At 56.2% G+C, this 22,991-nt stretch carries 22 protein-coding genes; 13 read left to right on the plus strand and 9 right to left on the minus strand.

What is annotated here, in order from left to right:
* Window positions 1–80: 80 nt before the first annotated feature.
* From B059_RS20965 to B059_RS0116960, 12 genes are all read left to right on the plus strand, one after another.
* Window positions 81–308, plus strand: coding sequence for a hypothetical protein (locus B059_RS20965; protein WP_157273805.1), 228 nt, complete (start codon window positions 81–83; stop codon window positions 306–308).
* Window positions 301–663 (plus strand): hypothetical protein, encoded by a 363-nt coding sequence (locus B059_RS0116910; RefSeq protein WP_018079439.1) that lies wholly within the window; start codon window positions 301–303, stop codon window positions 661–663. Before B059_RS20965 ends, B059_RS0116910 begins: the two co-directional genes overlap by 8 nt.
* Window positions 664–996: 333 nt before the next feature.
* Window positions 997–1,659 carry a hypothetical protein gene (locus B059_RS20085; RefSeq protein ID WP_157273806.1) on the plus strand — a complete coding sequence of 221 codons (663 nt, stop codon included), beginning with the start codon at window positions 997–999 and terminating at the stop codon, window positions 1,657–1,659.
* An 83-nt stretch (window positions 1,660–1,742) separates the two neighbouring features.
* The gene (locus B059_RS20090) at window positions 1,743–2,405 is read left to right on the plus strand and encodes a hypothetical protein (RefSeq protein ID WP_018079441.1); all 663 of its coding nucleotides are present in this window, start codon (window positions 1,743–1,745) and stop codon (window positions 2,403–2,405) included.
* Window positions 2,402–3,811, plus strand: a complete 1,410-nt coding sequence (locus B059_RS0116925) for a DNA cytosine methyltransferase (protein ID WP_018079442.1) — start codon at window positions 2,402–2,404, stop codon at window positions 3,809–3,811. The genes B059_RS20090 and B059_RS0116925 overlap by 4 nt, the downstream gene beginning before the upstream one ends.
* A 280-nt stretch (window positions 3,812–4,091) precedes the next feature.
* Window positions 4,092–4,715 carry a hypothetical protein gene (locus B059_RS0116930; protein WP_018079443.1) on the plus strand — a complete coding sequence of 208 codons (624 nt, stop codon included), beginning with the start codon at window positions 4,092–4,094 and terminating at the stop codon, window positions 4,713–4,715.
* 224 nt (window positions 4,716–4,939) lie between these two features.
* Window positions 4,940–5,611, plus strand: a complete 672-nt coding sequence (locus B059_RS19615) for a hypothetical protein (RefSeq protein ID WP_018079444.1) — start codon at window positions 4,940–4,942, stop codon at window positions 5,609–5,611.
* Window positions 5,612–6,202: 591 nt separating this feature from the next.
* Window positions 6,203–6,367: a hypothetical protein gene (locus tag B059_RS21145; protein ID WP_018079445.1), complete on the plus strand. Its 165-nt coding sequence runs from the start codon at window positions 6,203–6,205 to the stop codon at window positions 6,365–6,367.
* A gap of 41 nt (window positions 6,368–6,408) precedes the next feature.
* Window positions 6,409–6,612, plus strand: a complete 204-nt coding sequence (locus tag B059_RS0116945) for a hypothetical protein (protein ID WP_157273807.1) — start codon at window positions 6,409–6,411, stop codon at window positions 6,610–6,612.
* A complete protein-coding gene (locus B059_RS0116950; protein WP_018079447.1) occupies window positions 6,609–7,706 on the plus strand; it encodes a DUF6094 domain-containing protein in 1,098 nt (365 codons plus the stop codon). Before B059_RS0116945 ends, B059_RS0116950 begins: the two co-directional genes overlap by 4 nt.
* A 75-nt stretch (window positions 7,707–7,781) precedes the next feature.
* Window positions 7,782–8,321, plus strand: coding sequence for a hypothetical protein (locus tag B059_RS20095; RefSeq protein WP_157273808.1), 540 nt, complete (start codon window positions 7,782–7,784; stop codon window positions 8,319–8,321).
* A gap of 303 nt (window positions 8,322–8,624) precedes the next feature.
* Window positions 8,625–10,931 carry an SNF2-related protein gene (locus tag B059_RS0116960; RefSeq protein WP_018079449.1) on the plus strand — a complete coding sequence of 769 codons (2,307 nt, stop codon included), beginning with the start codon at window positions 8,625–8,627 and terminating at the stop codon, window positions 10,929–10,931.
* 53 nt (window positions 10,932–10,984) lie between these two features.
* Here the strand turns inward: B059_RS0116960 and B059_RS0116965 are convergent, their stop codons facing one another.
* The 9 genes from B059_RS0116965 to B059_RS19630 all read right to left on the minus strand — a co-directional run bounded on the left by B059_RS0116965 (window position 10,985) and on the right by B059_RS19630 (window position 21,838).
* Complete coding sequence (locus B059_RS0116965) at window positions 10,985–11,695, minus strand: M48 family metallopeptidase (protein WP_018079450.1); 711 nt, start codon at window positions 11,693–11,695, stop codon at window positions 10,985–10,987.
* Window positions 11,692–14,916: a type I restriction endonuclease subunit R gene (locus B059_RS0116970; RefSeq protein WP_018079451.1), complete on the minus strand. Its 3,225-nt coding sequence runs from the start codon at window positions 14,914–14,916 to the stop codon at window positions 11,692–11,694. Before B059_RS0116970 ends, B059_RS0116965 begins: the two co-directional genes overlap by 4 nt.
* Entirely contained in the window at window positions 14,913–15,998 is a 1,086-nt protein-coding gene (locus B059_RS0116975) for a DUF4917 family protein (RefSeq protein ID WP_018079452.1), read from the minus strand. Before B059_RS0116975 ends, B059_RS0116970 begins: the two co-directional genes overlap by 4 nt.
* Window positions 15,995–17,293: a restriction endonuclease subunit S gene (locus B059_RS20520; RefSeq protein ID WP_081601679.1), complete on the minus strand. Its 1,299-nt coding sequence runs from the start codon at window positions 17,291–17,293 to the stop codon at window positions 15,995–15,997. The genes B059_RS0116975 and B059_RS20520 overlap by 4 nt, the downstream gene beginning before the upstream one ends.
* Window positions 17,290–18,135, minus strand: coding sequence for a DNA damage-inducible protein D (gene dinD, locus B059_RS0116985; RefSeq protein WP_018079454.1), 846 nt, complete (start codon window positions 18,133–18,135; stop codon window positions 17,290–17,292). The genes B059_RS20520 and dinD overlap by 4 nt, the downstream gene beginning before the upstream one ends.
* Window positions 18,132–19,691, minus strand: a complete 1,560-nt coding sequence (locus B059_RS0116990; RefSeq protein WP_018079455.1) for a type I restriction-modification system subunit M — start codon at window positions 19,689–19,691, stop codon at window positions 18,132–18,134. Before B059_RS0116990 ends, dinD begins: the two co-directional genes overlap by 4 nt.
* A gap of 55 nt (window positions 19,692–19,746) precedes the next feature.
* The gene (locus B059_RS20525; RefSeq protein ID WP_081601680.1) at window positions 19,747–19,989 is read right to left on the minus strand and encodes a DUF2188 domain-containing protein; all 243 of its coding nucleotides are present in this window, start codon (window positions 19,987–19,989) and stop codon (window positions 19,747–19,749) included.
* 83 nt (window positions 19,990–20,072) lie between these two features.
* Window positions 20,073–20,642: a restriction endonuclease subunit S gene (locus B059_RS0117000; RefSeq protein ID WP_018079457.1), complete on the minus strand. Its 570-nt coding sequence runs from the start codon at window positions 20,640–20,642 to the stop codon at window positions 20,073–20,075.
* Between the two features lie 218 nt (window positions 20,643–20,860).
* Window positions 20,861–21,838, minus strand: coding sequence for a tyrosine recombinase (locus B059_RS19630; protein ID WP_018079458.1), 978 nt, complete (start codon window positions 21,836–21,838; stop codon window positions 20,861–20,863).
* A gap of 392 nt (window positions 21,839–22,230) precedes the next feature.
* Here B059_RS19630 and B059_RS19635 point away from each other — a divergent pair, with 392 nt between their 5' ends.
* On the plus strand, window positions 22,231–22,767 hold the full coding sequence (locus tag B059_RS19635; protein WP_018079459.1) for a DUF6088 family protein: 537 nt from the start codon (window positions 22,231–22,233) through the stop codon (window positions 22,765–22,767).
* Window positions 22,768–22,991: the final 224 nt, after the last annotated feature.

Genomic DNA, 22,991 nt, shown 5'->3' on the forward strand with positions numbered 1-22,991 from the left:
TCCGCTCAATGCGGCTACCCGGAGGGTGCAATCCCCTCCGGGGGATTCCCCTCCTTTTTTTGATTGAAAAGGAGAAGGAAATGGATGCAAACGAGCACACGCAGTTCTATCTTGACCAACTCAAACCTTTGGTTGGCGGGGTCATAGAGGATGCCGTTCGTACTGACGGGGATGAGTTCGGCGACGAGTTTTTCGGACTGTCCATCAGATGCAAGGATGGCGAAGTCAGGCGTTTGATCATCCTGGCGGACGATGAAGGCAATGGCCCTGGCAGCTTCGAGATTGTTGAAGGAGAGAGCCATGGCTGAGCCTTCGATTGCTACAGCGTTGCGCTGCGCACTGGCTGACCTTGAAGCCATCATGCCGGAATATGATCCAGAGCATGAGCACTCTGCCTGGGAGACCCTTACCGAACTGCGGACATTGGTTGATTCTGAAGAACGTCTCCAGGCGGCAGATCGGTATGACCCAGCCACTCAGATTGTGATTGTCTGGTCGGTCGAAGATGTATTGGAAGTTCGTCCCGATCTGGCAGAAGAGCAGGCCATTCAGGTTCTACGCTTGGTCGAGAAGCATCATGACGCGAGTATTGGCGTCAACTGGGAAACACTGGAGAGCTTCGCATACGATCTATTCGGTGAAGCACCGACAGCGCCGGAATAGTTTTTCCCTTGCCCCCTCCGGGGGCCTTTCTCGAACGCGCGGGCTGATGCAGGCGTGCTGGAGAAAGGCTCTGGGTCTTTGAAGTGTCGCACTGCTGGCTGTCAGTTACAGCCCGAATGATGCGCGTCATGCATCGCCATATGAGTTCGGTCAGTCCCTGAGACCGGAACGCCTTGATGTCCCCACAAGGGCATGGAGGCCGGGATTCAATTCATCAACCCAGCGGGGTGCATCCACCCTGCAAGGGGTTCGGCTGCCTCCGCGTTTTTTTAGGAGAGCAACATGCATGGTGATGTTGAGACTTGCGCTGACCTATCCGCCGAGCAGGCGGCCATGAAGAAATTTCTCGTTGAGTATGAATTGCCTTACGTGCATTTGGTGCGTGTGGGCATCCAGGCCAAGAACGAGGGATCCGCAATTTCGATTGCCAATCGGGCCTTCACTGATTGCACGCTTTGGGACAACACGCCCGAAATGCCCTTGCTGTACGACGACTATGAAGAAACCGGGGATTCTGGTGACGTTCTGGAATTCAAGGTTGTTGGCGAATATCAGGAATGGCCCGAGCCTGAGGTGTGCGTCAAGATTGTTGAGCGTGATGCGGCTGCCAGGCGTGCGTGCGAGTACCTGATCGCCGCGCATGAATGCAGTAACTCCGTATCTGTTCGCGAGGCACTCTTTCAGTCTGCACTTGAGGAAGCGCATGCAGCGATGCCTCACCTCTCAGGTTCAACCAGCTCAAGTAATGGCACCGCTGAATCGGAAGCGAAACCAACGGTTGTGGCGGGGATTGAAGGCGGAATCGTTCAATGGATGGCATCGGATCAACCCATGCGCTACCTGGTCCTCGATGCCGACACGGTTGGTAACGACAGCATGGACGTCACGATGGAGAACGGCAGCATTGCAGAGGTCATCCGGACTTCTTCCACAGTGCTTGCAGATCACCTTCCTGAGTGGGTGACGAAATTGGTGGAAGAAGTCGAAGGCCAGTAGCAAAGCGGTAGATCAAATTTTTCTTAACCCTATCGGGGCATCCCCGTCAGGGGGTGTCTCCGGATTGTTGCTAGGAGATGCAAATGGAAATGATGAATGTGAAAATCTATGTGCTCTGCCGCGATGCGGGCGGATCGTCCGATTTTTTTGTGACGGATGTTTGCTTGTCCAGATCGTCGTATGACATTGGCGAGCACTACGACGTCGCCATTAAGCGTGCGGAAGAGGCCGGCTATGAAACGCCGATGGAAGCCTTCGATGAGTTCGAGCCTGCCGGCAAGTCGCTTGCACGGCTTCAATCCATGCAGACAGTCGAGGCCATTGGGGAAGATGTTCCAACGGTCCTGGTATGGCTGGGCGAAGGCGGTGTCGAGGAGTTGATCGCGGATTTCCAGCTGCGCTACGTGGTTGTCTCAACCGATACTGAGTATGCGGACGATGACTGTTTGCATGCAATCAACACGGGCAATGAGATTCACGAAGCCCTTTGTCATACTGGGGTCGGCACCGTAAAGCAGCACGAGGCCGGTTTCGTTTGGAACCAGGTGCGACGGCTTGCTGAACCTGCTTTGTGGCAGCCGGTTGATTACAGTGATCTGGATACCCTGCCTGCGGATTTGATTAATCCACTGGGGATCAGCACACCCGACAAGGCCACGGCTCAGTTGGGAAGTTTGCAGGATGCGGTTGTGAAGCATCGCAGGCGTTGCCGGAAAGCGCTCGGGATGGATGAGGTGCTCAAATGAAGCACTATCTCATCACCTCAATTGGCGAAAACAAAGGTGCTCCGCGGGTGTGGCTTCAAGGTTCCAATCTGGATCATGTTGGATTCAAGCCCGGCACTCGATTCGACATCAAGCTGGATGACGCGAGACTGGTGCTCACTCGATCTGACCAGGGCATTCGTGTGGTCTCGCGGAAACGGCGAGGCGAAAGCGAGTATCCGGTCATCGACATCAATAGCTGGGAACTGCTGGAGATGTTCGAGGGAATGAGCGCGGTACGGGTGGTGATGCTGGAGGAGGAAATCCATATCCTTCCGCTTGCATCCGAGCTGCGTCGCCAGGAGAGAGTCGAGCGAACTGCCGCCAGGATGGGGCAGGGTGACCCGCTGGAAATCGGGTCGCTTTCCCATGGCGGCGGCATCATGTGCCATGCGATTCATGCGGGGTTATACCGCGAGGGGCTGGACTCAAGGCTGATTTTTGCCAATGAGATCAGACCTGAGCTGCTCGATCATGCCAGGGAAGCCAATGATTGCTGGGAATCCGACACCGTAGGCATCGCGGCTCCCATGCAGGAACTGGCCTTTGATCGCTGGGCCATGGCCAAGCTTCCAGGCGTGGATATTCTGGAGGCCGGGATTCCATGTTCTGGTGCCAGCCTCTCCGGACGCTCCAAGCGCAAGCTTGGCGTGCCGGAGGATCATCCCGAGGTAGGTCATCTGGCTGTTGCCTTTCTTGCGATCGTCGCAGCGGTCAACCCGTTGGTGGTGGTTCTGGAAAACGTGCCCCAGTATCGGGATACGGCCAGCGGCGCCATCATCCGATCGCAGTTGCGAGACCTCGGCTACGCAGTCCATGAAGTGGTGCTGTCCGGCGAGTCCTTCAATGCAGTCGAGGATCGTAAGCGCTATTGCATGGTGGCCATGACCAATGGGGTGAGCTTTTCGATGAACGACCTGGCGGTGCCGGAAAGAATCCCGGTCACCCTTGGAGATGCGCTGGATGAGGTCGACGACGACGACCCAAGGTGGTCGACCATGCCGGGTTTGAAAGCCAAGCAGGAACGCGACAAGGAGGCCGGCAAGGGATTCATGATGCAGGTTTTCGATGGAGCTTCTACCCGGATCGGGACTATCACCAAGGGTTACGCCAAGGTGAGAAGCACCGACCCAAAGATCCGCCACCCGCGCAACCCTGACCTGCTACGTCAGTTGACCGCAGGGGAGCACGCCCGGGTAAAGCAAATTCCCGAGCGTCTGATCGATGGGCTTTGCGAAACAACTGCTCATGAAGTCCTTGGCCAGTCGGTGATATATGGGCCGTTCATGGCGATCGGCGCCTTGATTGCAAGCGCGCTCAAGCGCTGGGCAATCGAGGGGCCAAGCGGTTGCCAACAAGGCGATGCAGCACTGATTGCTTGCGGTTAGTTTTTGCCCTCCCTCCGGGGGGGCTTTTCTCGAACGCGCTGGCTGCGGCCGGCGTGTTGGAGAAAGGCTCCGGGACTTTGTAGTGTTTCACTGCCGGCTGTCAGTTTCAGCTCGACCGATGCGCGTCACGCATCGCCTTATGAGTCCGGTCAGTCCCTGAGACCGGAACGCCTCGATGCTCCTACAAGGGCATGGAAGCCGGGATTCAATTCATCAACCCAGCGGGGTGCATCCACCCCGCAAGGGGACGGCTGCCTCCGCGTTTTTCAGGAGAGCAGCAATGAGATGTATCAACGAACAACTGACCAAGGCAAACGACTGTTTGCGATTTGTGGCCGATGATCTGCGTGGCGCACTGGCTGACGCCAACGCAGTGCAAGCACTTGTGCTGTTGCCGCTGATCGCCGACACGACCAGACTGGCGCAGCAGGTCAGCGCACTGATCGAAGCGATGGGGGCTTGCGAAAGTGAAGCGCAGCATAGGCTCGACTGGGACCTGATCGGGAAAGTGATGGCGAAGCACGGTATTTCGGGTGACATCGCACCACTCGAATCAGAAAGCGGGTTCATTGCCAGGCTTCTTGATGAAGCATGTTCCAGAACCTTGCGGGCTGAACATTCGATTGCAGAAGGGGACAGCTTGTTATCCATCGAAATGAAACGCCATGTCCTGCATCTCGACGACCTGGAAGAGGCGGTGTCCTTTTACGCAGATGATATTGAACCTGGGCAAGGTGGCGTTCTTCAAGGAAAGCTGAGGGACTTTTCCGGATGTACCCATGTGTCGTTGATTCGGAGTGACTGGATCACCGTGGCAGCCAGTCTGCGGTATGCAGACAATCACAGCGCGGCGGCATATATCGAGGAAATTATCGATGCAGGCGCTGGCGATTCAGTAGGGTGATCCAGACCTTGTCAAGGTTATTGAAACGCGCATAATAAAATAGTTATGCCTGCTAGCTGTCAGTTTCAGCCCGACCGATGCGCGTCATGCATCGCCATTGAATGCCGTTAAGTTCCTGAAAACGGCGGGTCTGCGGATCTGGAATTCCATTGCATTTCAACCACCCCATGGGGAGTCACGACTCCCCTCCGGGAAAGTGCTCCCCTTTTTTCCAGGAGCACGCCATGCTTTACAAAATATCGGAACTCTCTGACCTGTATGCGGATGCTTGCATCCGGGACGAATCTGGCGAGTTGATGTTCCTCTCCCTGTACGGTCGGGACACTGCGATTCAGCAGCTTCTCGCCGCATTCACCCTGAAGGAAAGCTGCGGAGGCTTGTCTGGTTTCCGCCTCACGCCAGTCAATGACGGCGATGGCCGCTCGGTCGAGCAGGTCCATGTACGCAGTCCGGACCGGCTCACAAAATTCAGCGGACGATTACCCAGGGACAACCTCTTTGGGAACCTTGTCCATACCTGGATATACGATGCAGCCCTGCTAAAGCCTGACAGGTCTACCAAGACCGCGTGGTTCATGCTGGACGAGCCATTTACACCGGAAGCAAGGCCTCGATTGCTGCAGGGGATATGGTCTTTGTACAAGACCCTCTCACCTGTTCCGTTACTCGATAGCTGGAGGGACGTAGTCATACGGGCAACCCATGCCGAGTGCGTGAGTTTTCTTGAAGACAGCGACCATCCACCGATCGGGAAGGTAACTGCAGCCAAAGTCATGTTGACCGAATCATTTTCGGACGACGTGTCGAGAATGGTTCAGGCAGGCATGATCGGCCTGAATGGCGAGGAAGAGGCTTACCTCGAACAGGCTCGAAGCGCCAACGCCATGGCTGCGTAGCATCAGCGATTTATCAACCCAGCGGGGTGCAACCACCCCGCAAGGGGATGGCTGCCTCTGCGATTCTTTGGAGGGTCGTATGGTGGCTATCAGCACCTATCAGATCACCCGCCGTGAGGCAGGAATGTACGAAGTTCGCCTTCTGGTGGACGGCACCCCATGCCCAGGGCGAATTGGCATGCTGAGCGGGCGTCCAGGGCATTGGGAAGCAGAGTGGGTGGATGGCTCCCGCATTGGATCATTCAGAACACGCCTGGAAGGTGCCAAAGCACTCGAAAACTACAGATACTTCGTTTGAGACATCTGGCAATATGCCCCGCCAATTCGGGGGGCTTTTCTCGAACACGCGGGTGAAACCGGCGTGTTGGAGAAAGGCTCCGGGCCTTTGTGGTGTTTCACTGCTGGCTGTCAGTTACAGCCCGACCGATGCGCGTCACGCATCGCCTTATGAGTCCGGTCAGTCCCTGAGACCGGAACGCCTCGATGCTCCCACAAGGGCATGGAGGCCGGGATTCAATTCATCAACCCAGCGGGGTGCATCCACTCCGCAAGGGGACGGCTGCCTCCGCGTTTTCATTTAGGAGAGCAGCAATGGTATTTCCCAAAACGATTCAGTGGCGCGGACAGACGTATCAGGTGCCGTCAATGTCCGAAATCGAGGAGTGGGTGCTCGATTCGGTATGTGAAACCCCGGAAGGGGATTGTGTCGAGTCCGACCACCCAGATAGCTGGCTCAGCCTTCTGGGCATTATCTAAATGGGATCATCATGATGAGAGAAGCGTTCTCGGAGTCTGAGGTGAACCTGATTGTCCAGGGGCTGGATTTGCTCCTTGCAGAAAAGCAGGAAGCACACAGGTGGGCGGATGAGTCGTACCGCTACGGTGGCAGCGAAATTGCTTACACAGAAAGCGACTTCGGCATCCCGCAAATCATTGCACTGCAGGGAAAAATCGACGGGGCTATGGTGTTGGATGAGCCGGAAAGCGAGGTGTCGGCATGAGCCTCATCTATCCTCGTTTGGCCCAGAACTTTATCAAGAATGGATATTTCCCGACGGACGAGGTGACGCTGGCCCGGATTCTCCAGACGCTCGACATTGGTGGTGGGCAACTGCGTATTCTTGACCCGTGCTGCGGCGAAGGAACGGCATTGGCTGAAGTTAAGCACCACCTGGTTCAATGCGGAGCATCTGTCGTGGCCAATGGCATCGAGTTCGATGCGGAGCGTGCGTGGCATGCCAAGGGGATACTGGACACAGTCGCGCACAGTGATGTGAACGATGTGTTTGTGTCTGCCAGAAGTCAGGGTTTGCTGTTCCTGAATCCACCGTATGGCGATGTCGTATCGGACAAGGCGGCTACGGGAGATCGTTCCCGGGGTGATCGTCTTGAGAAGGTGTTCTATCGCAAGACGGTTGCCTGGCTGCAGTTCGGCGGTGTCATGGTGCTCATCGTTCCGCACTACGTTCTGGACAAGGAGTTCTCCGGAATGATTGCCCGGCACTTCGAGCAGGTTCAGGTATTCATGGCGCCGGAAACACGATTCAGGCAGTGCGTCGTGTTTGGCGTCAAGCGTCGTGCAGACGGAGCGGATCCAGGCGTGCAGAAGCTGCTTGAGGCCTGTGGTCGCGGGGAAGTGCCAGCCGTATTGCCGGAGTATTGGCAAGGTGAGCAGTTCCTGGTTCCACAGATCAAGGAGGCCGAAGCACGCTTCACGTCAATTCGCATTGACGGTCCCCAGCTCCAGGCTGAGCTTGAGCGTGTTCGCAAGAATACGCTCTGGCCGATGTTCGGGACGCACTTTGTGCGTGCTGGCGACACGCACCGCCGGCCCTTGCGCGCGCTTTCAGACTGGCATTTGGCGCTGGCGCTGGCAGCAGGACAAATCTCGGGTGTGGTGGAGTCTGGCAATGGAAGGCGTCTCCTGATCAAAGGTGACACCTTCAAGGAGCGTGATCTCAAGACGACATTCGAGACCCGGGCCGATGGGTCCGTGTCAGAAATCCTGACCTATACGGACAAGTTTGTGCCAAGCATCACCGGCATCGACTTCACCCCGGGTCCGGGTTTTGGGACAGTCGTTTCGATTCGTTGAATTTTTTCAAACCCCCTTGCGGGGAACATTCCCGCAAGGGGTGTTCCCCTCTTGGATTATTCGAGGAGGAACACCATGCGTTTATTTGAAGACAACATTCAGATTGAAATACCCGGACGGCCGACTCCATCGGCCCGTTCTCCCGAGGCAGACCCCCGCCTTGACGGAAAAGTGAACTCTGTCAGTCGACGTGATGCAGTTGAAGCATTCCTTCGTCTTCGGCTGTTCATGCCAGAGAGACAGAAGCAAATCGTGGCCACATGTATGAATGGAGAAGAACGGCAGTTTTTTTTCGACAAAATGGTTGAGATTGCGGCCACTGTCGAAGGCATGCCGGTAACGTACCAGCAAGATGGCAAGGGCGACGAGGCCATTGCACACCTTCACTATTTTCTGGGTGATTGCCATTGGTACATCACCGAGAAGGACAGGGAAGGGGAGGTCGAGCAGGCTTTCGGATATGCCATCCTGCACGGTGACTTGATCAATGCCGAGTATGGATATATTCCGATTACAGAGCTTGTTGGTACAGGTGTCGGCGCCGAGTTGGATTTCCACTTTAAGCCCATCCCCATGACTCAGATCAAGCAGTCGCTGGAGGATCGGTATGGATGATTCTTCGCAGGCAATGTTCTGATTCTTAACCGCCCCTCCGGGGGCTTTTCTCGAACGAGCGGGCTGATGCCGGCGTGTTGGAGAAAGGCTCCGGGCCTTTGTGGTGTTTCACTGCTGGCTGTCAGTTACAGCCCGACCGATGCGCGTCACGCATCGCCTTATGAGTCCGGTCAGTCCCTGAGACCGGAACGCCTCGATGTCCCCACAAGGGCATGGAGGCCGGGATTTAATTCAATTCAACCCAGCGGGGTGCATCCACCCCGCAAGGGGATGGCTGCCTCCGCGTTTTTTAGGAGAGTCGTCATGGAAGCAGTCATTGAAGTATCGCAGCAGGAAGTCATTCCTTTGAGCGATTTCATTCACGAGTTCGGGGAAGGGCTACTGAGCGCGGTTCAGCAGCAGAATCCGCCAATCTACGATGGTGTGCCGAATTCCAGGCATGCCATCCTGATGGAAGCGTTGCTTCGCAAGCCTTTTCCGCCTCAGCAGGATGCAGTTCAGGCTGTAACGCGCCTTCTGGTCGACGAAGCCCAGCCCGCAGCGATCATCAACGCTGAAATGGGTACGGGTAAAACCATGATGGCGATTGCCGCCGCGGCAGTCATGCACGAGGAGGGCTATCGCCGCACATTGGTGATCGCGCCACCGCATCTTGTTTACAAGTGGCGGCGCGAAATCAAGGCGACGGTGCCTAATGCCCGGGTCTGGATTCTCAACGGCCCAGACACGTTGCGCAAACTCCTGCAGTTACGGGAGTTGCGTGAGAAGCCGGTCGTTCCAGAGTTCTTTGTCATGGGACGTGTGCGCATGCGCATGGGATTCAACTGGAAGCCGGCCTACACCCATAAGCGGACTATCGTGGGTGAGGGCCAGGACAAGCAGGTGAGAACCTATGCATCCTGTCCGAAGTGCGGCGCATTGCTGGTGGATGACGAGGGCAACCCATTGCCAGCGAGCTTGGCTGAAAGCAGGCTTAATCAGACGCGATCCTGTTGCACCAATCAGCAGTCGGTGAAGCGGGTAGTGGATGGCGCGCTGTTGGAAGACAGGGTGTCATGCGGAGAACGTCTTTGGACGCTGGTGTCGAAACGTGGAAACACCCAATCCCGGCGTGAGCTGGTTATGGAAAGCCTGCGTCAGATACCGACCATCGGTTCCAAAACTGCCGACAGGCTGCTGGATCGGTTCGGTGAGGACATGTTGTCCGGGATGCTTGAGGACAACGTCTACGAGTTCATCAATTTGATGGACGACAAAGGCGATCTGTTCTTTACAGACCGGCAGGCGCGCAGAATGGAGCGTGCGATGGCCAACACCGAGTTCTCCTTCGGGCAGGGCGGCTACCAGGCAACCGAGTTCATCAAGCGCTACCTTCCGCAGGGATACTTCGGCCTTCTCGTGGTGGATGAAGGGCACGAGTACAAGAACGAGGGATCCGCGCAAGGGCAGGCGATGGGTGTTCTTGCACGCAAGTGTCAGAAAACTCTGCTCCTGACCGGCACCCTGATGGGCGGCTATGCCGACGATCTGTTCTATCTCCTGCACCGGCTTAACCCGGGTCTGATGATTGAGGACGGTTTTGGCTACAACAACCGCAATTCGCTTGGGCCTGCCGGCATGTCGTTCATGCGCGATCACGGCATCCTGAAGGACGTGTTCAAGGAGACTGAAAGCGAGTCGCATCGCACGGCGCGGGGCAAGAACATCACGCACCGCACCTCCAAGGGACCAGGATTCGGCCCGAAGGGCATCATGCGCTATGTGCTGCCACAGACGGTGTTCCTGAAGCTCAAGGATATAGGCGGCGATGTTCTGCCGCCTTACCGAGAGCATTTCACGGAAGTCCCTATGACGGAGGCGATGTCCGGGATTTACCGCGAGTTGAGCATGAGCTTGCGCGAAGATCTCCGTGAGGCGCTCAGGAAGGGCGACACCAGCTTGTTGGGCGTTGTCCTGAATGTGCTGCTGGCCTGGCCGGATACGTGCTTCCGTGACGAGCTGGTTCGCCATCCCCGATCGAAGCAGCAACTCGCTTTCGTGCCGGCGTTGATGAGCGGCACCGAGGCAAGTCCGAAAGAGCTGGAACTGCTGCGTATTTGCAAAGCGGAGAAGACGCGAGGCCGGAGGATTCTGGTGTACTCGACCTACACCGGCACTCGTGACACCACCACCCGACTGAAAAACTTTCTTGAAAAGGAAGGTTTCAAGACAGCGGTGTTGAGGGCAAGCGTCGATGCGTCAAAGCGGGAAGATTGGCTGTTTGATCAGGTTGACCGCGGTGTGGAGGTGATCATCACCAACCTTGAGCTGGTCAAAACCGGGCTCGACATGCTGGAATTCCCGACCATCGTGTTCATGCAAAGCGGTTACAACGTCTATACCCTGCAGCAAGCCTCCCGTCGCAGTTGGCGGATCGGCCAGAAGCAGGACGTGGATGTGCATTTTCTGGGCTATGCAGGATCGGCCCAGATGGGATGCCTGGAACTCATGGCAAAGAAGATCGCCGTGTCTCAGTCAACATCTGGCGACATGCCGGATTCCGGCCTGGACGTCCTGAATCAGTCGGGGGACAGCATTGAAGTCGCCCTGGCCAAGCAGCTGCTTGCTTGATTACGTATTGCAGCCACCCTTCGGGGTGGCTTTTTTTACGTCTGAGCCGTTATTCATAGAAGTGCTATTTCCAACCGCTGTTTGCGTTTTTCCCAATCCGGCATCACCTGCCCGAGCAGGCGAAAAAAACTGGCGTTGTGATCACGGTGCTTGAGGTGGCAAAGTTCATGGGCCACCACATACTCGATGCAAGCTCGAGGTGCTCGAACCAGATTGGCGTTCAGCGTCATCGTTCCGGCCTGCGACAAGCTGCCCCAGCGCGACTGCATTGCCCGTACGATCAGACGTGGCCGCTGGTGTCCCTTGAAACGGGGTACCAATTCATCCAGCACATCCATGTAAGTCTTCCGGGCATGATCAAGATACCAACGGTGCAACAGTGCCTTCACGCGATCAGAATCAGCCTTGCCTGGCATTGTCAGCACCAGATGACCGCGACTCATCTTCACTGGAGCTAATTCCCCGGTCACGACCGTCAGCCGATATTGCCGCCCAAGGTAGAGATGCGTTTCCCCACTCACATACTGCCGTGCCGGCGTTCTCGGGCTGTAGCGCTGAAAATTGGTCAGTTGCTTGCTGATCCATGAGGCACGTTTGCCAACTCTGGCATGGATCGTCTCGAAATCGCAGTCGGCAGGCGCGCGAACGACTACAGACAAGTCAGGGTGTACCTCGATCCCGAGCGTGCGACGCGTCGGCAGGAATCGAATTTCGTAGCCGATGGTTTCAGTGCCGAAAATAATCTCTTGCCGCACCTTCTTCACGTCTGCATCCGGTGCCTGGCCAATTGCATCGATCGATTGATGATCTCGTCCATTTCCTCGGTAGTCAGGGGGATGCCCCGCTCATTCCGGATTTGGTCATAGAGAAAGTCGTCCATCTCGTTCATCGCCCGGCGCTGCGCATCCAGGTTGTCCCAGAATCCCACGACCCGGTTTCGCTCGACGATGGCCCAGATGCTGACCGCCGCCTCTGCCGCCACTGCCTTTGCCTGCGTGGCATCCGCAACATGCCGACCGAAATACGGCTCCAGGACACCGAAACAGGCAATTGCGTGATCGTTGCCGTGTAGGACAGCTGGTACATCATCCGTCTTGCGATTGACCACCGCATCCTTGATCTCGCTGGCCCGTTTCAGATACTCCAGATCGGAAATCCGCCCGGCTCGGTAATCGTCGATAGCCTGCTGAATCAGCTTGGAGAATTTCTCGAAGAAGGCGGGGTCTTCGTCCAGGTGCTCGGTGATGGCGCGTTTGGTAGCGTGGGCGATCATGTCCGCCTTGGCGGCAGTCGGCTTGCCATGGCCTTGCTCTTCCACGATTTGCTGGAAGGCCGCGCTATCGAAAATGTTGACCGGTTCATTGAGCCTCAGCACCTCGTTGGCCGAGATATGGGTGTCGAGCAGCTTTTGGATCTTCGGTTCGTAGTCACGGTAGTCGATGGACTCGGCATAGCGCAATTTCACCGCCGCCTTCAGATTGGTGAAGCGCTTGAGGTCTGTCTTGTAAGCCTTGAAACGGTTCTCCGGGGTTGTGGTGATAAATTCCTCGGAAGACATGGCGATAGCCAGCGTCTTGGCGTAGGCCGAGAGCCGTTCGTAAAAGTTTTCACGGATTTTTTCGTCGGCCAGCAGTTGCTCGAAGGCTTCCTCATCCTGCCGGTTGGCCACGGTTTTGAACACATCCCACAACTCGGCGTGGCGCTGCGGCAGTTGGCGCACCTCGTCGTTGATGCTGGTCAAGGCTCCGGCGAGATCACCCTCTTCGAAACCCTCCAGTGCGCTGTAGGTGGTCAACGCCTGATCGAGTTCGCCCAGCACACCGGCGTAGTCGATGATGTAACCGAACTCCTTGGGCTTGGCTCCCTCATCATCGTCGTAGAGACGATTGACGCGGGCAATGGCCTGCAGCAGGGTGTGTTCTTTCAGCTTGCGCGTAAGGTACAACACCGTGTTGCGCGGCGCGTCGAAGCCGGTCAGCAGCTTGCTGACCACAATGAGAATCTCCGGGTCGCTGCCGTGCTTGAAGGCATTGATGATCTGCGTCTCGTAAGCCTCGGCATCGCCATAACGCTTCATCATGCGTTGCCAGAAGGCGACCACTTCATCGGTGGATTCGTCGTCGTCCACGTCGTCGAAGCCTTCCCGCTCGTCAGGCGCAGAGATGATGACCTCGCTGCTCACTTCACCGATATCATCCAGAAAAGCCTTGTACTTCAGCGCCGCTAACTTGGAGGGTGCCACCAGCTGTGCCTTGAAACCCGTGCCCTGCCAGTTCTGCTGGAAATGCGTGCTGATGTCGAAGGCCCGCATATAGATGACCTGATCGGCCTTGTTAAGCATCTCTGCCCGCGCGTATTTCTTCTTGAGATCGGCCTTCTGCGCCGACGTCAGCCCCTCGGTGTGGCGCTCAAACCAGACATCAATCGCCGCTTTGTTCTGCTCAATCTCCACCAGACGCCCTTCGTAGAGCAAGGGCACGATGGCGCCGTCCGACACCGCCTGGTTGATGGCATAGGTATGGATGATGCCGCCGAAGCGCATCACGTCGCTTTTCTCGCGCTTCAGTAACGGCGTGCCAGTGAAGCCGATGTAGCAGGCGTTCGGGAACATCTGCCGCATCCGTGCTGAGAACATGCCCAGTTGCGTGCGCTGGGTTTCATCCACCAGCACAAAGATTTCCGTGGATTCGTCCTGGAACTTGCGTGTGGACAGCGCCTTGTCGAACTTGTGGATCAGCGAGGTGACGATATGCGCCTTGTTCTCGGCCACCAACTCCACCAGATGTCGCCCCGATTCAGCCCGATCCGGCGTCAGACCGCAGGCCGCGAAGGTGTTGCCGAGTTGCTTGTCGAGATCGACCCGGTCAGTGACCAGCACGATGCGTGGCGTGCGGATATCGAGATCGAGTACCAACGCCTTGGCCAGCATCACCATCGTCAGCGACTTGCCCGAGCCCTGGGTGTGCCAGACGATGCCGCCGGCCCGTCGCCCGGCATCGTCGCGCTGCTTCATCCGCCCAAGAATGCGCTCCACCGCGAAGAACTGCTGATAGCGGGCAATCTTGCGCCGCCCGCCATCGAATACCGTGAACTGTAGCGCCATGCGCAGCAGACGCTCGGGCCGGCACAGGGCGTAAATCGTGCGGTCCTGTTCGGTCAGAGCCCGACGCACCAGATACTCGGCATCGGGTTCGCGCACGCCAAAACCTTCGGCCAGCAACTCATAAAGCCCAGCCTTCGCCTCCTGCGGTAAGGCTTGGTCGAGCACCGCGCGCAATGCCGCACCGTCCTCGTCCTTCTCTTCCTGCTCCTCGCGCCACACCGCCCAATACTTGGCCGCCGTGCCCACGGTGGCATATTTGCAGTGGTTCTTATTGGTAGCGATCACCAACTGGGCGTAAGTGAACAGCGTCGGGATGTACTCGTCGCGCTGGTTGCGGATCATCTGTGACACCGCCTGCGCCACTTCGGTATTGGGCGATTTGCACTCGATCACCGCAAAGGGGATGCCGTTGACGAACAGCACGATGTCCGGCCGAGCCGTCTCGTGGCTGCGGGTGCGCTCCACCGAAAATTCGGCGGTGACGTGATAGACGTTGTTCTCCGGATTCTTCCAGTCGATGTAGTTGAGCGTGAAGCTGCGCACGTCGCCTTCCACCGACTGCTCCAGCGCCACGCCCAGCGTCAGCAAGTCATAGACCGCTTCGTTGGTTTTCAGCAGGCCGTCGTACTTCACGTTCTTCAGCCGCTGAATGGCGCTTTGGATATTTTCCTCGCTGAACAGATAGTTCTCGCCCTTGTGCTGGATGCGATTGATGCGCTTGAGACTCTCGCGCAACACCTCTTCCAGCAGCACGTTGGAAAGACGCCCGCCACGCATCGCGAGTGCCTGCTCCGGCGTCAGATAGCGGTAGCCGAGATTGGCAAGCAAATGCAGCGCGGGGATTTGCGAGAGGTGTTTCTCATCGAAGCGGAAAGCAGTCATACGCTGCTCCCCCATACATTCGCTGAGGCGGCGTCAAAAAAGGTAACGACCAAGGGCACATTTCTCTCACGCTGCCTCACCACGGCATTTACCCGTTCACGAAACGATCGCTTGTTTTCGTCATCCAATGATCCTTGGACGCTCACAAAAAGATGCGCCACCTTGCCGTCAGATATTTTCCGGAGTACATGGTTGTCATTGTCCGAAAATGAGTGGCCAAAAATAAATAGCGCATGATCTTTCTGCTCCATTTGTGCAGAAAAGCTCTTGTAGGAGTGGTACAAGTACGCGCTATGTTTGATCTTGGTCAGCTTCTGTTCACTGCTACCTTCAGCGACAAATAGTGGAAACATATCGTGCTCCATCGCTAATCTGGCCTGAGTGAGAATAGGTACGCCTTTGTCTCGCCATGTATATTTCTTGAGCTCACTGCCAGAATCGAACAGATGGATAGCACCGTGAAGATAGTGGATTCGTTGATCGCGGGCACTCGTCTCACCTTGCCATGTAACGTAGTCGGTGAAGTCGCCCACTCCACCACGCCCAAAGCCGTCGTTGATCGTTAACGACAAAGGGTCGCTGAACGGTTGATCCTCGTGCAGTGTTACCCAATACAGCAAGAGATCGTAGTTGACTGTGTAAACTCGACCGTCGTTACTGGCGTTGAGAAAATGGGACAAAAACTGACGACATGACCAAAATTTTTCGTCAACAATATGGTTAGGAATTTCGGGGTGATTGTCTGCAATAGTTCGTACCAGCGCTGTCTTCAATTCACCTGCTTGGCAGTGCATCTTGTCGGCTGTGTGTTGTGCCGCTGGTTCAAATACGGGTAACGTCTTGGCGGCATCTTCCAAGGCACGGATCACCTCTTCGAAATCCTTGGTATCAAACACTTCGAACATCCGCGCTGCCTCTGGAATGGCGAGGAAATGGGTTTCCCGGGCTTGCTCATACAACGAGCGGTAGGTGAAAATGCTTGGGTCACAGGCAATGCTGAAGCCGTTTCCCAGTAAGAGATGGCGCTTTTTATATAGGTCAGCCATTTCGAGTGCCGTTTGAAACGAAACCACTTCAGTCATTGGTTGGCCTCCTCAGGTACTTTCACTCGCCATTGGCCGGTGAGAAGCTTTTGCATCAGGCCGCGTTTCTGTGTTTTGAGGGCTTTGACCTCGGCTTGCAACAGAGCAATTTCCCGCTTGGCATCGTCAAGCACGGCATTGATTTCCCGTTGCTCATTGAGCGGCGGTAGCGGAATTTGAATGCGGGCGAAGTCTTTCCAGCGCAAGCTACCGCGCCTATCCACGGAGGAGTTGGTATTCGCCGCAAAAATCTGGCGCAACTTTTCAGTCTTGAGCAGCTTGTATAAATAACCGTCGTCGATCATCTTGGCATCGGCTTGAAAAACCGTGTAGATCGGGCTGACCAATCCAGCGGGCACCGAATCCTGATACCCGATGGAGCCTTCCTCGATATGGTTAGTTGCGTAGGCAAATTGGCCGTGCCTGACAACCTTGTATTTCGAGGTGTCATGGCTGAACACCTGTTTGTCAAAATATGTGAGCGAATCGACCAGCCCGTCGTATTTGGTACAGGAAAGGACCGGCAAATCGCTGTCGTTACTATTTAGCGCTGACACCTCCCGGGCGGCCTTGCCGATCTCCATGACCTGCCAGTCGCTTGGGGCGGAGAACCAATGAAGGGTCCTTGTGGTCTTGGTATTGCGCTGTCCAAAGCGAGCGTGGCCGAACAGCAGGTGATTCGATAGAGCCTCATTTCGTCGCCGATTCGACGCAATCAGTTGTTCGGTTTTTTCAATCGCAGCATCCCACGTCCCTAGTATCGCAGCCAAACGTCGCTGCTCGGCCAGTGGAGGTAAAGGCAAAATGAATCGTCCAAGCTCGCTGGTATTGATGTGGAGCATGGAGGACCCAACTTCCAAACCACGCAACCGCGCCTGACCGATTTCAGAGTTAACGTAGTGACAAACAAAGTACGGGTCGACCTTGTTTCGCTGAAAGCGATTTATGATCAGAGCGTGGCAATTTGAACCTGCGGCTGCTGGCGGAACAACCGCTGCGGTACCGATATGGCCAGATTGAACTACCAGAAGATCACCTTCACGAAGGCAGCTCTTCTGATTCCTCTCGTGAAACTCCTTGGTAACCCAAGTGGCATTCATGAAATCAATTTTGTTCGGCCTTACGTTGAAGCCCTGGAGATATCTAACTCCAATTTCCGGGTCGTCTGTTTGATATGGCAACGAAGGGCCAACGTAGCCGTTTGTAAGTAGCTCAGTGACCTCATCAATAAATACCTGCTGCCAGTCGTCGGGGCATTGCCCCACGAGCAAAGGCGTGAGCCTTCCCAAAGTCATTTCTTCTTCTCCAGCTTCTTCTTCGCGCTCTCAATCTGCTGAATGCTCTTCTCCGGCGTCGGCAACGCCTCGGGCATGGTGCCGCCCAGCTCGTCGATGGTCTGGCGTACTTTCTTGCCGACCTCGAAGTGAGTCTGGTTGGCCTTCTGCTTGCCGCGCACCTGGTCACGGCGCAGCTTCTCTTCCGTTTGCGTGGCGCGGAACAGGTTGGCGGCGAGTTCGGTGCTGCCCATGTGGTCGAGAATTTTCTGGCTTTTCTTCAGGCCCTTGATGGTGTGGATGTCCTTCGCGCCCCGGCCGCCATAGAGGCCTTTGTAGCCGTGGTCCTGGAAAATGGCATAGTCAATCGGCGTTTCGACGCCGGCGTCCTTGGCCGCAGCGGCAAGGTGCTTGTTATGCTCGGCTAGTTCGTTACGGATGGCCAGCCGCTTGTCATTCTCCGACAGCCGGGCGAAGGCTTCGTTATCGTTCAATTCCTGCCGGCGTGTCTGCAGGGCGAAGTAGGTCTGTCCATTGGCGATGACCGGCTTGGACGGGTCGCCGTTCTGCACGATGAGATAACAGGCGTAGCGGGAAAGCCTGTAGTCCTCGATTTCACGCTTGGCGCCTGAGCCGATATCGACCATTTTCGCCGTTTGGGAAAAATGGTCGTCGACCTCATTACCCGACTGGCGACAGGCCTCCATCGATTTTTCGATTACGCGCTTGAATTTGTCCCAGGCTGCATATTCCAGCAGTGGCTGTAAATCCCGTGCTACCCAGTATTCATTGCCTTCGGCATCGAACTGGCGGATTCCCTCGAAGGTCTCATGGTGCTGCTCGACAACGCGCTTCTCTGTCATACGCTCAGTTCCTTGAGGTAGGTTTTCATCTTGGCGCGCACTTCGGCCAGCTCCGCTTCCAGGCATTCGATGTCCTGCTCCACGGCAGCCACGTCGATTTCTTCCTCTTCCTCGAAGGTGTCCACGTAGCGCGGGATGTTGAGGTTGAAGTCGTTCTCGGCGATCTCGGCAAGCGGGGCGACGTAAGCGTATTTGTCGACGTTCTGGCGCGCATCGAAGGTGGCGACGATTTTGTCCAGGTGCGAGTCGAATAGGGCGTTCTGGGTCTTGGCGGCCTGGAAGTCGCGGCTGGCGTCGATGAACAGTACGTCGCGGCAGGCTTCGCGCTCGCCGCCCTTTTCCCGCGCCCGGTCAAAGACCAGGACGGCGACCGGGATGGATGTGGTGGGGAAGAGGTTGCCCGGTAGACCAATGACGGCATCGAGCAGGTTGTCCTCGATCAGCTTCTGCCGGATGCGGCCTTCGGCGCCGCCGCGGAACAGCACGCCGTGAGGTACCACTACCGCCACGCGACCGGCCTGCGGCTGGGCGGTTTCGACCATGTGGCTAATGAAAGCGTAGTCGCCCTTCGACTTGGGCGGAACGCCGCGCCAGAAGCGGTTGAAGCGATCCGACTCGGCATGCTCGGAGCCCCATTTGTCGAGGCTGAAGGGCGGATTGGCAACCACCACGTCGAAGTGCATCAGGCGATCGGCTTCGATCAATGCCGGGCTGTTGAGGGTGTCGCCCCATTCGATGCGCGCGGAGTCCTTGCCGTGCAGGAACATATTCATGCGGGCCAGCGCCCAGGTGCTGCCGTTCACTTCCTGGCCGAACAGGGCGAAATCGCGGCTGCCGGTTTCTTCTACCAGTGCCGCCGCCTCGATCAGCAGGCCGGCGGAACCGCAAGCCGGGTCGCAGATGCGGTCGCCGGGTTTGGGCTTGGTCAGGCGGGCGAGCAGGCGGGATACCTGCTTGGGCGTGTAGAACTCGCCGGCTTTTTTGCCTGCATCGGAAGCGAAACGCTCGATCAGGTAGATGTAGGCGTTACCAATCACGTCCTCGGAAACGCGGGAGGGACGCAGGTCGAGCTTGGCGAAATCCTCCAGCAGGTTTTTCAGGCGACGGTTGCGATCCTTGGTCTGGCCGAGGTTGGCTTCAGAGTTGAAGTCGATGTTGCGGAACACACGGTCAAGCTTGGCCTTGTTGGCATCCTCGATGCCGTCGAGCACGATGTTGATCAACTCACCAACGTTGGCCGCGTTACGGCGCTCGTAAAGGCTGTTGAAATCACCGGCGAAACGTTCAATAACCTCACCGGTCTTTTCATCCTTGAACTCGACAAAAGGCAGCGTGAAACGCTCGCGATCCAGCTTGCGCCGGATGCGCTCGTCGTCGTCGCCGTACTGCTGACGATAGGTGTCGTAGTGGTCTTGCCACAGGTCGCTGATGTATTTGAGGAACAACATCACAAGGATGTAATCCTTGTATTGGGCCGGATCGACAACGCCACGAAATGTGTCGCAGGCGGCCCAGGCGGCCGAGTTGACTTCTTGTTGTGTGATCTTGCCGTTCATCCGCAACTCCTTCGATGTTTGGAAAGGGCGGGAGAGGTTCCTCCCGCCCTTGGTCTTAGCCGGGGATATTTTTTGGATCGTGTCCGTGGCTATCCGACTGTGCAATCTTTCCATCCAGATTCTTGATCTTCAGCTCAGACCCTTCGCGCTGGCTCATTTGCCGGGCGGCATCGATGGCTTCCCGCTTGGTGTCGTGATGTGAACCTGCGCGGCTTGCGCCGGCTTTCTTGTTGTCCCAGCCACCTTGGGGGTTCGGCTGAACAAAACGGGTGTTGCTAGGTGAAGGCGTTTTTGCCATGATGGATACCTTATACGTTGCGTTTCATAACGTGCCGGTCCGGGTATTGCGAGTACCTGGGTCGGCGCCTGGCCCACTTGAGTTCAGTGGGCATCCTGAGCTTTACGCATCAGAATTCCATCGATCAGCGCCTTACGCCGATCCATTAATTCGGTTGTGATCCTTGCCTCCTGACTGGCAAGCTGTCCGATTTCGACGATTCGTCGCTGAGTCTCCAACGGTGGGACTGAAATCACCAACTGCTCTAGTGCTGCCTTGCTGATCATTCGCACCGAAGTTCCCTCGGCCTGCGCCGCCAACGTAGCTTGAACTGCCGGTAGGTTGATATACCAGAGGAGGTATGCGGGCAGCACCTCGATGGGCCGAATCAACAACATGGGAGCAGCAAGGACCGCCGGCCCCACGTCAGCCGAAACTAGCGCCACTGAGTTAGTCCGCCCACGTGAGCGAAATACCAAGTCGCCCCGTCTGATCAGGTGATGCTCGTTGAAATCCGGCAGATCCACCCGAACCGCATCTTCCACGTGCAGCAAGCTGGCGTCGTCTATGTCCTTCATCTGCACAACGGCGATGGCTCCCGTCGCGTCGTGCTCAAGGCGCGACCGGAACGGGTAACCCATGCGAATGCTTGTTACTTGCCCCAGCTTCGTCATGTTAGTAGTAAAGGCATTTCTGGATAATGTAGAAATTCTAGGCCACCAGATTATCGGTGTCAACAGTCGTAATCGCTTTTCTGGTTTATTATCTAGCTGCCTGATCGATCAGCACGATTATTTTGGTATGTGGTGTGTCCTTTATCACTCAGCTTTGCATGCCTGCCGGCAACCCCCAAGCGCAAGCCAAAGCCCCCAGGAAACCTGCCAAGAGCAGCTCAGCTCGATCTCGTTGACCGAAGCAAGGTTCGACTTCCACCAGGATCGTTGGACGATGTCGTGGCCTTGTTCCTGGGGTGGGACTTTGCGTGAAGCGTGACCATTCGTTTGGTGGCTACGAATGTGTAAATCTGGGTCGTGCTGATACAGGTATGTCCCAGCAGCTCCTGGATCACCCGCAAATCTGCACCGGCATCCAGCAAGTGAGTGGCAAAGGCGTGCCGGAGGCTGTGAGTACTGAGGGGTCTTTCGATCCCCTTGTTTGAGGCGTGCTTCTTCACCACCAGGCGGAGTACGCCCGTGCTTATTTTCTTCCCGCGAACCGAGAGGAACACATGATTGCAAAGGTAGTTCCGTCTCAGGGCGGGTCTTGACCTACTCAGATACAGATCGAGCCAGAATGCAGCCTCTTCACCAAACACCACCAGCCGCTCCTTGTTTCCTTTTCCACAAACTCGAATCACACGGTTTTTGAAATCAAAGTCTTCGAGCTTGAGATCAGATAGCTCGGTGGCTCGTATACCGGTCGCATAGAGCAATTCGAGCATGGCCTTGTCACGCATGCCTTGGTGAGAATTGAGATCGGTAATATCAAGCAGTGACGCCATCTCATCCTGTGTCGGCGTGTTCGGGAGGCGGTGGGGTATTTTGATCTTGCCAAGCCGCATGGTCGGGTCCTGCGCAACCTGCCCATTGGTCGTGAGATATTGGTAAAACCGACGAAGCGAAGTGGTATAGCGAGCCACGCTCCGAACGCTGACCTTTCTCTCCAGCAGGCTTGCCAGCCACGCCTCAATGTCCTGATTGTGGACCTGGAGTAGCGTCTTCCCATTATGCTGGGTCAGCCACGATCCGAAATTGATCAGATCCGCCCGATAAGCGTCGATGGTCCTGTCGGCGAGACCATGAACAAGCCATAACTCATTGCTGAACTGCTCCACGGATGGGAGCAGGGATTTAGATTTTGCGGAACCCATTTATTTTGCCTTTCTTGGTTTAACCCCTTCGGCTCCGCAACTGCAGGGGGAAATTTTCAGCTTATTATTTTCGCCGCCACTCCCATGACGGTATTGCATTCAAGTTAGCCCATCCCGTGTGCATTCCTGAATCGTTTTCTGATCGTGCCTGGAGGCACGATCCACAACAGACAGCAAATTTTAGTATTTCCTGACGTGCCATGCCAACCCCAGCTTGATGAGCAGGTTGGTATAAGACTCTTCGTGCTTTCTGACGTCTAACCTCAAGGGCTGTTTTCATTTAAGGCAACGTGGCAGGCTTCTTCTGCCGACTTGCCTTCCTGCTTGTTCGATCATTCCTGGCCTTACCGATGTCCGATATATGTATACAATTAACGGACATGGAGCCAGTCATGCTCAACCCGACGCCCGTCATCAAATTACAGGTGAGGCAACGTATCAACCAGGCCCCGGCAGCCAAAGTGTGGACGCCGGTGGATTTTCTCGACCTGGGTAGCCGCGACGCGGTGGACAAAACGCTCCAGCGCATGGTCGCCAGCAATGATCTGCGCCGCATCGACCGAGGACTGTACGACCAGCCCCGGATGAATTCACTCACCGGCCAGCTGACCGCCCCTGATTATCGCAGCGTGATCGATGCCGTCGGTCGTCGCGACCAGGTACGCGTACTGATTGATGGGATGACCGCCGCCAACGATCTGGGCCTGACCAATGCGGTGCCGGGGCAGGTCATTGTGCATACCGATGGCCGACTGCGACCGATCCAATTGGGAAAATTGACCCTCCAGTTCAAACTGACGGCGCCAAGCAAGCTCTACTGGGCAGACCGTCCAGCTATGCGAGTGGTGCAAGCCCTGTACTGGCTGCGCGATGGTCTGAAGGGGGGTCTCCTCGTTTTCAGTGCAATAAGTGACGGTACGAAAAGCTAGCACTGGCGCGGAGGTGGTGTTGGTAGATCGTTGATTTCATTGACTTTCCTGTTCACTTTCAAATCTGCGATTCGTGGCGTCAAACCGTGGTCGGTTTCATCCATTGGTGCCAGTTATCGATGCATTTGGCCGCGAAGGCAGGATTTGGTCAGCATAGCGGTCAACCGGGAAGCGAAACACACCCCGCAAGTTGATGCTCTCCAGCCTGGTGGGCGCAATCTTCC

Origin of the sequence: Thiobacillus denitrificans DSM 12475 (assembly GCF_000376425.1) — a bacterium.
Classification (GTDB): Bacteria; Pseudomonadota; Gammaproteobacteria; order Burkholderiales; family Thiobacillaceae; genus Thiobacillus; species Thiobacillus denitrificans.